Here is a 13,991-nt window from a genome sequence, read left to right as displayed (position 1 = left end):
ATCGACTTTATAGCCGCAGTGCATTGGCGCCGAGACAAGCTTTGCGGCAGGCTCCGAGGCTACGAAAAGCCTCGTTTGCAATCGGGACAAATCGGCATGGACATTCATCACATCCGCTATTTTCTTGCGGTGAGCGAGACGCGAAACTTCACGCGCGCCGGTGAAAAGTGCAATGTCACCCAGCCAGCGCTTTCGCGCGCCATCCAGCAGTTGGAGGACGAGGTCGGTGGCCTGCTGTTTCGCCGCGAACGAAATCTCACCCACCTTACCGATTTGGGAGTGCTGCTGCGACCGCGCTTCCAGCAGATCCTCGACGAGCTGACGGGTGTTCGGCAGGAGGCTTCGAGATTCCTGTGCCTGGAAAATGCCAACCTCAAGGTCGGGGTCATGTGCACAATCGGCCCCCGTCGCTTCACCGGTCTGCTGACCGATTTCAACCGGCGCCAGCAGGGCATCCAGCTGCAACTGGTCGAGGGCGTGCCCGCATCGCTCTCCCAGCTGCTCGAATCTGGTGAAATCGACGTCGCCATCATGGCGTCCAGCGACAGCTTCCCGGATCGCTTCGACGTGACTCCACTGTATCGCGAACGCTTTGTCCTTGCCTTTCCAAACGGCCATCGCCTGGCCCGCAACGACAATGTCGCCATCTCCGAACTCGACGGCGAAAACTATCTCAGGCGGCTCAACTGCGAGTATCGCGATCACCTCGCCGGATTGTGCACGGATCGCGGCGTGAAGCTCAGGATCTCCTACGCCAGCGAGCGCGAGGATTGGATCCAGAACATGGTTTCCGGAGGGCTCGGCATCTGCTTCATCCCCGAGTTCAGCGCGGTGATCCCTGGCTTGCAGGTCCGCCCCGTCATCGACCCAGAAGTCTGGCGGGAGGTGTCCCTGGTAGTCGTCGCGGGACGCAGGTTCTCGCCCGCGGCATCGGCCTTCGTCAACAGCGTCAAGGCGCATGGCTGGCCGGAAAGCCCCATAGTTCAAGCGATCCGAAAGACCGCAGCCTGAAGCAAAGACTGAAAACTCTAGCGGCGCGTGGCAAGTCCTGTCACGCGTTTTTTTGTGCAGTTGCGATAGTCGATGATAGTTTTCAGGTATCGAATTGAGAGCCAGGCAGCATTTCTCTTTCGTCGTTGGGCCGGTCACTCTCCTGCTCATGCCCCGCCTCCCGCGTTTGGGCACCGACAAAGGAGAAATACGATATGGCTACCAAAAGTCTCAATCTGGCGTTTGCGCTGGGCCTGCTTTCCGCAACCGCGGCATTTTCCGCTGCTCCGGCATTCGCTGGTGACTGCCCGGCCGGCCAGGCTGCCACGACCGACATCCAGGAACATCCCAGCAAGCCTGTCGGCGTGACCGACACGGTTCTCTCGGCGATCGATCTGAGCAGTAAGGGCGAGGCCTGGAAAGGCAACATGTTGCGCCTTCGCAAGCTCGTAGTTCAGCCGGGCGGCGTCGTGCCGTGGCATGAGCACAATGTTCGCCCGGCCAACATCATCGTCGTCGAGGGATCGATCACTGAATACGCGAGCACCTGCAAGGTGGGCATCGAGCATCCGGCCGGCGACGTGACCGCCGAGTTCGGCCAGCTCGCCCATTGGTGGAAGAACAACGGCAAGGTGCCTGCGGTACTCTACTCGGCCGACGTCCTGCCGCCGGCGATGCACGACGACCACATGATGTGAGCCGCTGATCGCGGCGAGCAGATCAGCACCCAGCAACTGAAGTTGCGTCCTCAGGCGATCGCCTGGGGACCTCTGGCCACGGAGCCTCGTCATGACCACCAATGAACACACCGAACCGACGCGGCTGCGCATGGTGGCCGCGGACAGCTGGCGCTTCAGCCTCATTGCCCTGATCGCGTTTCTCACGCTTGTCGATCTATTCGCCACCCAGGCAATCCTGCCCTCGCTGGTGATAAAATTCGGTGTCAGCCGCGCGACCATGGGCTTCGCCGTCAATGCCAGCACGTTCGGCATGGCGGTGGCAGGTATTGCTGTAGCCCTGTTCGGGCGCGGTATCGATCGCCGCAACGGCATCTGGATCAGCCTGGCCATATTGGCGATCCCGACGACACTGCTTTCGCAGACCGACAGCATAGTCGTCTTTGCCTTCCTGCGCGTAGCGCAAGGCCTGTGCATGTCGACCGCCTTCACGCTGACGATGGCTTATCTGGCCGAACATTTCTCCGCACGGCAGACGACGAGTGCGCTCGCGGCCTATGTGACGGGCAATGTCGCCAGCAATTTCTTCGGCCGGCTGATGTCGGCCGCCGTAGCTGACAGCTTTGGCATCTCGACCAACTTCCTGACTTTCGCCGCCCTCAATCTGGTCGGCGCAGCTCTTGTCTGGTTCACGCTGCAGAAGACATCCGCAATGATGCGAGCCGATGCGACAGGCGGGCCTGCCCGAGCGGCCTGGAAGGGTCCGCTGCAAAACGCCGAGTTGCGCGCCTGTTTCGCGATCGGCTTCCTCATCCTCTTCGTTTTCATCGGCACCTTCACCTATGTGAACTTCCAGCTCGTCGCCGCACCGGTATCACTGTCACCGATGGCGCTTGGACTGGTCTATTTTGTCTTTCTGCCATCGATGCTCACCACGCCTCTCGCGGGGCGTGTCGCAGCGAGCCTTGGCCCAAGGATGGGTATCGGCGCAACGCTTGCGCTTGCGATCTTGGGTTTGTTGCTGCTGCTCGCGACCAGCCTTCCGATCGTTCTTGCCGGGATGGCGCTGGTCGCCATAGGCACGTTTTTGGCGCAGGCGATAGCCACGGGACACGTCAGCCGGACCGCCTCGCGCGACCGGGCCGCTGCAAGCGGCATTTATCTCGCCTCCTACTATGCGGGTGGGCTCGCCGGCAGCTTCGTCATCGGACAGATCTACGACCGGGTCGGCTGGACCGCATGCGTGGCCGTGCTCGCCGTGGTTCTCGCCGGCGCGATCGCTGTCGCGCGCGTGCTGCAGACGCCAAAGACCTGAAACTAAAGAAAACTTGGCTATCCAAAAAAGGAGACTGACATGACCAATTACCTGAAAACCATGATCGCCGGCGCCGCCATGCTTATTGCGGTCGTCGTCCCGGCTGCCGCTTCGGATGGCGTCGTCACCGTTAAGAGCGACTATTCGGTCGCCGAAACCGTCGCCCGCATCAAGAAGGATGTCCTCAAGAAGGGCATCAAGTTCTTCGGCGTTATCGACCAGGCAAAGCTTGGCAACAACGCTGGCAACGACGTCAGGCCGTCGCGGCTGGTGATGTTCGGCAACCCGGCACTCGGCACGACCTTCATCACCTCCAATCCCGAGGCCGGCCTCGACTGGCCGGTGCGCGTGCTGGTCTACCAGACAGCGGATGGCGCGGTTTATGCCGCTTACAGCGATTTCGACTGGATCGCCAAGCGGCATGGCATCACCGACCGCGAGGCCCAATTCAAGATGGCGACCGAGGTGATCCAGTCCGTGACCTCGACGATCAAAAAGAACTGAGCCCGCACACATGTGCCGGAGATCCGCCGCCCGGGCATGCGAGGCAGGTTGTCTGGTGGCGCCGGGCTACTCGGCAGCGGACAACGCCTTCGCCCGCTCGCCGAACCACTTCTTCTGCGTGGCCTCGCGCACAAGCGCGCCAACCGCCGGCGAATGCCTGCGGCCGCGCACGGTGACCAGATTGACCTCACGCCAGAATTCCGGATCGGTGATCGGCAACGGCACCACGCCTGGGTGCTTGGCGGTATGCTCAGGCATGAAGCCGAAGCCAAGCCCGGCGGCGATCATCGCGAGTGTCCAATCGTCACGATCGCTCCAGTAAACGGGGCTGACCGTGACGCCTTTCTCGGCCAGTATCGCATCCGCATAGCCGGCGAATTCGCAGTTGTTGCGATGAATGTAACTTTCATTGCTCATATCCGTCACCCGCACGAAGCGCTGGTTGGCGAGACGATGAGCGAGGTGAACAGCCATCACCATCTGTTCCTGAAAAAGCGGCAACGAGTGCACTTCGTCGTCAGCCACGTTCGATGGCAATGCATAGATTGCTGCCTCGAGGTCGCCTTCGAGCAGCCGCCTGCGCAAGCTCGGCGCATCGGCATCGCAAAGGTGGAGCTCCACACCCGGGTGATGGGAGCGGACTGACGAAATGAGCTCGATGATCTCGTCCGGTGCGATCGTGCTCATGATGCCGACCCTGAGCGGCGTCTTCTTCAGGTGCACATATTGCTCGGCAATCTGTTTTGCCTGGCGAGAGTTCTCGAAAACACCTTCGAGATAGGTTTCGACCATGCGGCCGAGTTCCGTGAGATGGGTGAAGCGGCGCTCACGATGAAAAAGCGCGCCGCCGAATTCATCCTCAAGCAGCTTGATCGCACGCGAAAGCGCCGGCTGGGTGACGTTGCACTGCTCGGCCGCCCTGGTGAAATTCAATTCCTTGGCGACGGCCAAGAAATATCTGACCTGGCTGATCTCCACTGCACGCTCCCCCAGCGGCTGGCGTACGGCATGGCCGTATTGCGGGCGATCTTACTAGCTGCCCCAACGTCAAACAAGCCAAGGCGCCGCCGTCGATGGCGTCGTCGCTGGCGCGGAGGCGGCGATCTGACCGTCGGCTATCAATTCCATGTCTCAACGGCATTTCCACTGCGTGGAGCCGCTCGCCATACTTGCCTCAGAAATCCAGACCTGGGCACGCAAACCCGTTGCTCGCAGCCAATGCCAGCCTTCCGGCCACGGCTCCAACCGAAGGAAACGACGATGCTCAGAGGAAAGACGGCACTCATCACAGGCTCGACCAGCGGCATCGGCCAAGGCATCGCCGAAGCCTTCGCGGCCAAGGGCTGCAACATTGTTCTGAACGGCTTCGGCGATGCCAACGAGATCGAACTGCTGCGGGCGAAGCTTGCCGCCGACCACGGGGTGATCGTCCGCTACGACAATGCGGACATGAGCAAGGGGAGTGCGATCACCGCTATGATGGACAAGGCGATTGCCGAGTTCGGCGCGATCGACATCCTGGTCAACAATGCCGGCATCCAGCACGTCGCGCCGATCGACGACTTCCCGATCGAGAAATGGGAAGCGGTCGTGGCGATCGACTTGATGTCGTCGTTCTACACGATCCGGCGCGCGCTGCGGGCGATGAAGGAGCGCAAATGGGGCCGCATCATCAATGTTGCCTCCGCCCATGCCCTTGTCGCCTCACCATACAAATCCGCCTATGTCGCGGCCAAGCACGGGGTTGCCGGCCTGACCAAGACGGTTGCGCTGGAGGTTGCCGAACAGGGCATCACCGTCAATGCGGTTTGCCCGGGATACGTGCTCACCCCGCTGGTCGAAAAGCAGATACCGGACACGGCCAAGGCCCGCGGTATCACCGAGGAGCAGGTCATCAAGGATGTGCTTCTGGCGGCCCAGCCAACCAAGCAGTTCGTGACCGTCGCCGAGGTCGCGGCGCTATGCCTGTTCCTGGCCTCGAACGACGCGGCCTCGATCACCGGCGCCATCATCCCGATCGAAGGCGGCTGGACCGCTCATTGAACCGGCAACGAGGAGCAAAGACCATGAACAAGATCACCCGACATCCTCCGACCGCTGAACCTTTGTCTGAGGACGCCCACGCGGCCGATGCTGCCGTCCAGCGGCAAACAGTGTTGGTATTGCAAGGCGGCGGCGCTCTAGGCGCCTATCAGGCCGGTGTTTACCAGGCGCTCGTCGAAGGCGGGATCGAGCCGGATTGGGTCATCGGCACTTCGATCGGCGCCATCAACGCGGCGTTGATTGCCGGAAACGAACCAACGGTTCGGCTGGCCCGACTTCAGGAATTCTGGGAAGGCGTCAGCCGTATCAGCCCACTCGATGAGTTTTTCCGGATGATGATGCCAAGCAATGTCTTTGCCAATATGGGCACTGTGATGCGCGGCATACCGGGATTCTTCGAACCGAATCCAAGCGCCATGTTCGCAGTGAACCGCGAAGTGGGTGTCGAGAACGCCTCCTACTACACGACCGATCCGCTCAAGAGGACGCTGAATGACCTGATCGACTTCGATTATCTCAACCGCCACCATACCCGCCTGACGGTTGGCGCGGTCAACGTCAACACCAGTGAACTCAAATACTTCGACACCCGAGAGATGACCCTGTCGGCGGCGCATATCATGGCGTCGGGCGCCTTGCCGCCGGCGTTTCCGGCGGTCTGTATCGATGGCGAGCCCTACTGGGATGGCGGCATCTATTCGAACACTCCCATCGAGGTCGTGCTCGACGCGCGCCCGCGGCGCGACGCGCTGATCTTTGCCGTCAACATGTGGCAGCCTCGCGCCACTGAGCCGAAATCGATCTGGCAGGTCATGGGCCGGCAAAAGGACCTTCAATACGCCAGCCGGGGTCGGAGCCATGTTGCCAGGCAGGAGCAACTGCACCGTCTGCGGCACGTCGTGCGTGAAATGGGAAGGCTGGTTCCCGAGGAGCGGCGTGAGGATCCTATGTTCAAGGAACTTGCTTCCTATGGCTGCCCGTCGGTCATGCACCTTGTGCGGCTGCTTTCACCGCGCCTCGACGGCGAGGACCACACCAAGGACATCGACTTCACCCGCGCAGGCATCCGCACGCGCTGGCAGGCCGGATACGAGCACGGGCAGCGCGTCCTCTCGGAAAAGCCGTGGGAATGCGACGTCGACATGCTGCAGGGCATCGTCATCCACGAATCGCAAGAATGACCGGTTCGAGCGCGACGCCCAGAAGTAAGACGGAGAATACCGATGCAGATCATCACGCCGGGAATGCGGCTGGTTCCGGAAGCCGTGCTCGCCAACAACGCCGCGATTTTCCGTGCGATACCGGAGACGCCATCCCATCCCGACAGTTCACGGCACCGCGTCGTCATCGTCGGCGGAGGTGCCGGTGGACTCGAGTTGGCAACGCGGCTCGGCAGAAAATTCGGCAAGCGGCGGCTGTCTATAACGCTCGTCGACCGCAATCGCACCCATGTCTGGAAACCTCTTCTGCACGAGGTAGCGTCCGGGACGTTGAACCCGTCGAACGATGCGGTGGAATACATTGCCCATGCCAGCCGCCACCACTATCGATACCGCATCGGTGAGGTCGTCGGCATCGACCGAGCCAAACGCCAGGTCTTTGTCGCGCCCAGTTTTGACGATGACGGCAGGCAGGTCATCCCGCCGCGCGTTCTGGGCTACGACACTCTGGTCATGGCCGTAGGCAGCATCAGCAATGATTTCGGCACGCCGGGCGCCGCGCGTCACGCCATCGCGCTCGATACCGCCGGCCAGGCCGCCCGCTTCAACAGGCGCATGATCGACGCATGCCTGCGCGCCAATGCGCAATACGAGCAGCTGTCGCCGGGGCAGCTCCATTGCGTCATCGTCGGTGCCGGAGCCACCGGCGTCGAGCTGGCGGCCGAGTTGCACAAGTCGATGCGGGAAATCGCGTCGCACAATCTCGACAACATCGATTTCGGAAGACTGATCCGTATCACGATCGTCGAGGCGGGCCCGCGCATCCTGCCGGCCTTGCCTGAACACCTCGCACGCGATTCGGCGCGCCTGCTGATCGATCTGGGTGTTCAGATCCGTTGCGGGATCAAGGTCACCGAGGTGACCGAGGACGGCATCAGGCTTGGCGAGAAGCTGTTCGTGCCGGCGGAGCTCGTCGTCTGGTCCGCCGGAATCAAGGCTCCGGATTTTCTGAAAAAGCTCGATGGCCTGGAGACAGACCGCATCAACCGCTTGGTCGTGGATGAGACGCTGCGGGCGAGGGGGGACGAACACGTGTTTGCGATCGGCGACTGCGCGAACTGCATGCTGCCTGGCGAAGAAAACGCCTTGCCGCCGCGTGCCCAGACAGCCCATCAGCAGGCGGATCACCTGGTCAAGGTGATTGTCGCGCGTCTGGCGGGGCGGGCCGCGCCGGCGTTGCGCTATCGCGACTTCGGCTCCCTTGTTTCATTGGCCGACTACGGTTCGTTCGGCAGCCTGATCGGCGGGCTGAAGATCGAAGGTCTGCTGGCCCGACTGATGTATCGCTCGCTCCACAAGATGCATCTCAAGGCGGTGCAAGGGACCTTCAAGACCGCGCTGGATACGGTCGCCGGGATCCTGGCGCAACGCACCAAACCGCGAGTCAAACTGCATTGAATCCCGGGAGGGCAGGGCGGTGGAAAAGTATGATGTCGTGATCCTCGGCGGCGGCAATGCCGGAATGGCGGTGACGGTCGCTACGCGTGCTGCCGGCCTGTCGGTGGCGATGATAGAGGCTCGCGATCTCGGCGGCACCTGCCCCAATCGTGGCTGCACGCCCAAGAAGGTCCTCGTCGCGGCAGCGCATGCGCTTCATGAGATCGAACGGGCCGACCGGCACGGGATCATGGTCGATAGGCCGAGCCTGGACTGGCGGGCCCTCATCGAACGGGAAAAGGACATGATCAGGGACATTCCGTCCCGCTTGTCCGACTTGATGGCCAGGCGCGGCGTCGATGTCATCGTCGGCGAGGCCGCGTTCGTCGGCAGCAATACCATCAGCGTCGGCGGCCGCGAACTCGAAGCAAGGAACATCGTCATAGCAACGGGCTCGAAGCCGCGTCCACTGCCGATTCCGGGCGCCGAGCATATGACCATTTCCGATGATGTCCTGAGCGACCCGGTGCTGCCAAGCGCAGTGGTATTCGTCGGCGGCGGTGTCATCGCCTTCGAACTGGGCCACGTCTACGCGCGCGCCGGGGTCGAAGTGACGATCCTCGAAGCACTGCCGCATCTCCTTGGAGGTTTCGACGGCGATGCCGTCGCCCGAATCCGTGGCGAGAGCGAACGCATAGGCATTCGCGTTCGCACCACCGCCTGGGTCCGCAGGATCGACAAATTCGGCGGACGGTTGCGCGTCACCTTTGCGGTGGAAGGCGTCGAGTGTGCCGTTGATGCGGATAGGGTTATCAATTGCGCTGGGCGCGTGGCCAATGTCGACGGGCTCGATCTCGGCGCCGGCGTCATCGTGCATCGCGAAGGCCGCATTGAGATCGACGATCAGCTACGTTCGCGCTCCAATCCTGACGTCTATGTCTGCGGCGACGCCGTGTGGAATTCTCCGCAGCTTTCGCCGGTGGCGACCTATGAGGGCGGTATCGTCGGCCGCAACATTGTCGATGGACCGAGACACCGGCCGGATTATGGCCAGATACCGGCTTGTCTCTATACGGTCCCGGCCCTGGCCGGCGTCGGGCTGACGGAGGCCAAAGCCAAGGAGCAAGGACTTGGCATAAAGGCCCATGTCAACGACATGCTGGGTTGGTTGTCAGCGAAAACCTATGCCGAGACGGTGGCCTGGTCGAAGGTCATTGTAGAGGAGAGCACCGACAGGATCGTTGGCGCCCACATGGTGGGCCATGCCGGCGAGGAGCTGATCCATATTTTCGCGCTTGCCATGAAACATGGCATCACCGCATCGCAGCTGTCCGAAACGGTCTACGGCTTCCCGACCTTTGCCTCGGACATCAGGAACATGATGTAACGAACCGCGCAGAGGTAGCGAATGGAATACGGGTCTTGCGAGATTCGGTGCACGTTGGGCATCGAAACCATGCAAGAAAAACATGGCCGGGGCGGTGGGGCTTCAATGATAGGCTGCATGCGACCTATGAAAGCACTGAAATGGCCGTCGACGACCAGCCAATGACATTTGAACAGTCTGTCCAGGCTGCCATAGAACTCGATGCCCCCCTGAACGAGCGGCTGGCGGTGATCGCCGCGGCGGTGCGTCGCCTCAATCCGGGCTTCGCCGATGCGGTGGACCGCCTGGTTGCGCGCCTGGAACAACAAGAGGCCGGAGCAATGGCGCCGGCGCCTGGCGATATCATGCCGGCATTTCTGTTGCCCGACGATGAAGGCAGGCTGGTTGGCCTTGGCGACATCCTCCTGCGAGGTCCTGCCGTGATCACTTTTCAGCGCGGCCATTGGTGTCCCTATTGTCGGTTGAACGCGATCGGCATCGTCGAAGCTCAGCAGGAAATTGCCGCGCTGGGCGGCCAGGTCGTGGCGATCATGCCGGAGCGGCGCAGATTTGCGAAGGCCATGAAGGCGGCGGTAGGTGCCGACTTTCCGTTCCTGACCGACATGGACAATGGCTATGCCCTCTCGCTCAATCTAGCGATCTGGATCGGGACCGAGATGGAACGGTTGATGGGCGTCGCGTATGATCTGCCAAACTACCAAGGCAACGCCAGCTGGTTTCTGCCGATCCCCGCGACTTTCGTCGTCGACACGAACGGAGTGATCACGGATCGCTTCGTCGATCCCGACTACCGTCGGCGCATGGATATCGATGACTTGGTCGCGGCGCTCAGGCGGGCTCGCTGACGCCGAACGTCGACCAGTCCGTCGACCGCAGCAAGTTCAGAAGGGTCATCGCTACCGGCGAGCGATGTCGACCGGCGACTGCGTAGACGGCGACGATCCGCGCAATGTCCAAGTCACGCAGCTTGAGCCTGCGGACGTTAGGCGAACGCGGAGCGGTCACTGAGACAAACCCAACTCCGGCATTGGCTTCCAGCAACGCCAGAAGATCATGGTCGGTCTCCACCTCATGCGCGGTCCGCGGCGCCAGACCCTTCGCAGCAAGGCAGCGCGTCAGCTCCTCGCTGGTTTCCCAATCAATCCTGCTGAGCACGGGTTCCGCAGCCAACTGGCTTAACGCGACGTCGGCCTCGTTGCGGCGGGCAAGCGGATGATCGGAACTTACGACGAGTTCTATGCTCTCCTGGAAGAGCGGCCAGGTGTCGAGCCGATCCCAGGCCTGTCCCAGCGGGCCGGCAACGGCCAGCTCGACCTCGCCGTTCTTGAGAGCATCGACGACAGCGTTTGGCGAACCGCGACTGATCTTGAGATGAACCCCGGGATAGGCCCGGAAAAGCTCCGTGAACGGCGAAACCAGCAGCGCGATGTTGACGCTGTTCGAGATGGTGACGTTGAGGGGGGCCACGTCGCTGCTCTGCACGGCCTTGGCGAGCGACTTGGCGGAAGTGGCGGCATCGTAGCATTGCTGCAGCAAAGGCAGCATGCGCCGGCCGAGTTCTGTCAGGTGGGAATGCTGGCGCTCGCGCCGAAGGAGCTCGCCGCCCAACTCGTCTTCAAGTGTCTTGATCGCGCGCGTCAATGCAGGTTGCGTGACGTTGCACTCTTCGGCGGCCCTGGTGAAGTTCAGAGTGCTGGACAGGGCCAGGAAATAGCGGACCTGCTGCATTTCCATGAATTTTCGCCCCCTCAGCGAAATCCGATTCGTCAGGCATAGCTAATTTGCGGCTATGCTAACGCACGAAGTGTCAGAGGCCAAGGCGGGGGAGATATGCTCAGGAGCCTTGGCTTCGAGTGATAGGGAGGTCGTTTCGGCGGCCGTCACTACGTTACAGAACATTATGCAAGACATTGATTTTATTAGATTTACTGAGAGTTCAAGCCCCAGCCTATCCCATCGAAACCATCTAGGTCGTTGAGGCGCGAGGGTTCTGGCAGATCAGTGCCGAATCCCTGCGCGTCGATGGCGGTCCAGCCGTCGCATGATCGGAGTGACCGCCACACCGTGCATGACTATTGAACTCAAGACGGCGAAGCAGACGGTGACCCAAAGAATTGTCTCACCCTCAAACCGCGCTTGGCCCAGCGCAAATGCGAGATAGTAAAACGATCCGAGGCCGCGAATTCCGAAAAAAGCAATAGCGCCCTTTTCATATGAGGGCGCTGGAAATCCAATTAGTCCCACCCACGCGGAGAGCGGTCGCACTACAAACAGCATCAGGACGGTGGTGGCGATCACCTCCCAGTTCAAAGCGCCGAAGATTGAGCCTTTAGCAATGGCCACGCCAAAACAGACCAGGAGCACCATCATTAGCAATCTCTCGATTTGCTCAGCGAAATTGTGCAGGCTCTCATGATAGTGATGCTGCCGCTCGACCGATCGTAGAGCCACGGCTGCCACGAACACGGCGAGAAAGCCGTAGCCATGTATCATTTCGGTCGAGCCATAGGCGAGGCAGGTGATTCCAAGTGCGACAAAGCCGTCCTTGGTCTCTGACAACCCGGCCCGTTTCGGCAAGCGAAAGGTTAGGTAGCCCATAACCTTGCCGCCCAGCCATCCGATGCCCAAACCCGTGGCAATTTTCCATACGACATCAACAAGAAGCCAGTGGGTGAAGAACGGTTCTCCCGACGCGGTCGACAGCGCAACGGCGATGGCTAGATAGACGAACGGAAAAGCGGCTCCATCGTTGAGGCCAGCCTCGGAGGTAAGTGCAAAACGCACCTCGTCCTCCTTACCGGATTGAGGAGGACCCACCTGTATGTCGCTTGCCAAAACGGGATCAGTTGGCGCGAGAGCAGCCCCAAGCAGAAGTGCGGCAGCAACGCCCAGCCCGAGAATTGACCAGCCGAGAAGTGCGGTTCCGATAATGGTCAGAGGCATCGCGATGCCCACCAGCCGCCACGAGGTTTCCCACCCTCGCCAACTCACCGGCCGGTCCAGCTTCAGACCGGCCCCCATAAGCGCGACGATGACAACGAACTCGGTGGCGCGCTCGATGAGATAACGGTTCTCAAACGGGTTTACTCCCGAGAATGGAGAGAATGGCGACCAGACCAGGAGAATCCCGATCCCAATGCAGACCATCGGCAGCGAAATAGGAAGCTTCTTCAGAACCATGGGCAGCCATGCCGTTAGGAGGACGACTGCTCCGAAGGCCGCGAGGAGAAGGGCGTAGGATTCCATGCGAACCTAGACCGTCATCTGCAATAAGGGCTCGTGAATCAAAACCGGCTCCGGCGTGCTGACTTGATCGTGTTATTCTTCGCCAGGCCGATCAGCAACATTGCTGCCAAAGGTTCGGCACTGTGTGGTGACAAGGGCTTGGATCGTCACCAGTGCGGGCGACGGCGAACGCGGCTGGCGGGCAACTTCACTGGCGGCGTGTAGGACACTTGCAGACATTTCCATAAATTCCGACGGCAAACGGTTCCTGCCGATGGCGGGTTTTGTGGACCAACTTACAGAAAAGATGGTGGACTGGGCGCAAAGTCAGACGCGTCCGATCGCAGATCACCAACGAAAAACCCGCTCGAAGGCGGGTTTCCGTGATGCGATCACGGACTCCTAATCCACATGGATCAGCCCGCGCCGTCGCCAGCGCGGGCTCAGACTTTATCAGTAGGGCGAATTGCACTGCCGACGAGGGCCGTAGTTGGGCTGAAACGTGTTGTCTGAAGCGCGATAGCTGCGGTATCGGTCGTAGCACCACTCCACATGGGAATCGCCTCGATGGACACGGTTCTGATTGCTGTTGATGATCGCGCTGGTGATCAAAGCGCCGGTGGCGAAGGCCGCCAGCGGGAACCAGTAGTCGCCGTGCCGGCGATATCCGCGATGGTAGTCACGAGAGCCGCGATGGCCATTCCAGTAGGTGCCATCATTTTGCGAAAAATTGCGATTGCGATTGACGCTCTGGTGCTTCATCCATGGTTTGTAATCGGCCGCTTGCACATCCAAAGAAGCGGATGGCACTCGGGGTAGCATTATCCCGGCAGCGCCGGCGGGCGCGGCGGCGGCCGCGAACGACACTGACAATGTGGCCGCCAGCAAACCCGACACGATATTGTTCATAATCTTCTCCTCAAGGGGTTGACGTCCCTTAGAAATATAAAACGATTTAACCGAACTTTTGTTCCGTTCGTGCTTGCGAAACGTTCAAGAAGAATCAATAGACCTTTGAATAGATCTCCGGACGATTAACTATTGTCTCGTCGTTAGAGCGACGATAGCGATATTTCTGCGATCGGCACAACCATGCACGTAAAAAATTAGTGAGTGAAGAATCGTATACGAAAGAGACATTACTATGTATTTAGGGTCACCATATCTTCCCAGAAAGCTGGCATTTTGAAAGAGTTTACCACGATCTTCCACAATATTGTGGGAGAAGCGAGATGAACCTTCAACAGGTCAGC

Annotated in this window: 13 protein-coding genes; 9 read left to right on the top strand and 4 right to left on the bottom strand. The window is 60.5% G+C overall.

Going from position 1 to position 13,991, the window contains the following annotated elements:
* Positions 1-96 precede the first annotated feature (96 nt).
* From YU3_RS0130825 to YU3_RS0130810, 4 genes are all read left to right on the top strand, one after another.
* Entirely contained in the window at positions 97-1,011 is a 915-nt protein-coding gene (locus tag YU3_RS0130825; protein WP_027169811.1) for a LysR family transcriptional regulator, read from the top strand.
* Positions 1,012-1,205: 194 nt separating this feature from the next.
* A complete protein-coding gene (locus YU3_RS0130820) occupies positions 1,206-1,688 on the top strand; it encodes a cupin (protein ID WP_027169810.1) in 483 nt (160 codons plus the stop codon).
* A gap of 91 nt (positions 1,689-1,779) precedes the next feature.
* On the top strand, positions 1,780-2,982 hold the full coding sequence (locus YU3_RS0130815; RefSeq protein ID WP_027169809.1) for an MFS transporter: 1,203 nt from the start codon (positions 1,780-1,782) through the stop codon (positions 2,980-2,982).
* A gap of 60 nt (positions 2,983-3,042) precedes the next feature.
* Positions 3,043-3,486: a DUF302 domain-containing protein gene (locus YU3_RS0130810; RefSeq protein WP_245273709.1), complete on the top strand. Its 444-nt coding sequence runs from the start codon at positions 3,043-3,045 to the stop codon at positions 3,484-3,486.
* Positions 3,487-3,552: 66 nt separating this feature from the next.
* Here the strand turns inward: YU3_RS0130810 and YU3_RS0130805 are convergent, their stop codons facing one another.
* Positions 3,553-4,464, bottom strand: a complete 912-nt coding sequence (locus YU3_RS0130805) for a LysR family transcriptional regulator (RefSeq protein ID WP_027169807.1) — start codon at positions 4,462-4,464, stop codon at positions 3,553-3,555.
* A 282-nt stretch (positions 4,465-4,746) separates the two neighbouring features.
* Here YU3_RS0130805 and YU3_RS0130800 point away from each other — a divergent pair, with 282 nt between their 5' ends.
* The 5 genes from YU3_RS0130800 to YU3_RS0130780 all read left to right on the top strand — a co-directional run bounded on the left by YU3_RS0130800 (position 4,747) and on the right by YU3_RS0130780 (position 10,358).
* A complete protein-coding gene (locus tag YU3_RS0130800) occupies positions 4,747-5,529 on the top strand; it encodes a 3-hydroxybutyrate dehydrogenase (protein WP_027169806.1) in 783 nt (260 codons plus the stop codon).
* A gap of 23 nt (positions 5,530-5,552) precedes the next feature.
* Positions 5,553-6,710, top strand: a complete 1,158-nt coding sequence (locus YU3_RS0130795) for a patatin-like phospholipase family protein (RefSeq protein ID WP_036259948.1) — start codon at positions 5,553-5,555, stop codon at positions 6,708-6,710.
* A 42-nt stretch (positions 6,711-6,752) separates the two neighbouring features.
* On the top strand, positions 6,753-8,147 hold the full coding sequence (locus tag YU3_RS0130790; RefSeq protein ID WP_084508425.1) for an NAD(P)/FAD-dependent oxidoreductase: 1,395 nt from the start codon (positions 6,753-6,755) through the stop codon (positions 8,145-8,147).
* Positions 8,148-8,166: 19 nt separating this feature from the next.
* The gene (locus YU3_RS0130785; protein WP_036259946.1) at positions 8,167-9,513 is read left to right on the top strand and encodes an NAD(P)/FAD-dependent oxidoreductase; all 1,347 of its coding nucleotides are present in this window, start codon (positions 8,167-8,169) and stop codon (positions 9,511-9,513) included.
* Between the two features lie 140 nt (positions 9,514-9,653).
* Positions 9,654-10,358: a peroxiredoxin-like family protein gene (locus YU3_RS0130780; RefSeq protein ID WP_051334153.1), complete on the top strand. Its 705-nt coding sequence runs from the start codon at positions 9,654-9,656 to the stop codon at positions 10,356-10,358.
* Here the strand turns inward: YU3_RS0130780 and YU3_RS0130775 are convergent.
* The 3 genes from YU3_RS0130775 to YU3_RS0130760 form a co-directional block, all read right to left on the bottom strand.
* Positions 10,342-11,247: a LysR family transcriptional regulator gene (locus YU3_RS0130775; protein ID WP_027169801.1), complete on the bottom strand. Its 906-nt coding sequence runs from the start codon at positions 11,245-11,247 to the stop codon at positions 10,342-10,344. The genes YU3_RS0130780 and YU3_RS0130775 overlap by 17 nt on opposite strands.
* A 264-nt stretch (positions 11,248-11,511) precedes the next feature.
* Positions 11,512-12,759 (bottom strand): cation:proton antiporter, encoded by a 1,248-nt coding sequence (locus YU3_RS0130770; protein ID WP_027169800.1) that lies wholly within the window; start codon positions 12,757-12,759, stop codon positions 11,512-11,514.
* Positions 12,760-13,191: 432 nt separating this feature from the next.
* Positions 13,192-13,647: a BA14K family protein gene (locus YU3_RS0130760; protein WP_027169799.1), complete on the bottom strand. Its 456-nt coding sequence runs from the start codon at positions 13,645-13,647 to the stop codon at positions 13,192-13,194.
* Positions 13,648-13,991 lie beyond the last annotated feature (344 nt).

It is taken from the genome of Mesorhizobium sp. WSM3224, from assembly GCF_000427725.1.
Lineage (GTDB): Bacteria > Pseudomonadota > Alphaproteobacteria > Rhizobiales > Rhizobiaceae > Mesorhizobium.
The sequence above is the reverse complement of the archived record's forward strand: the minus strand, read 5'-3'. Positions and strand labels throughout refer to the sequence as shown.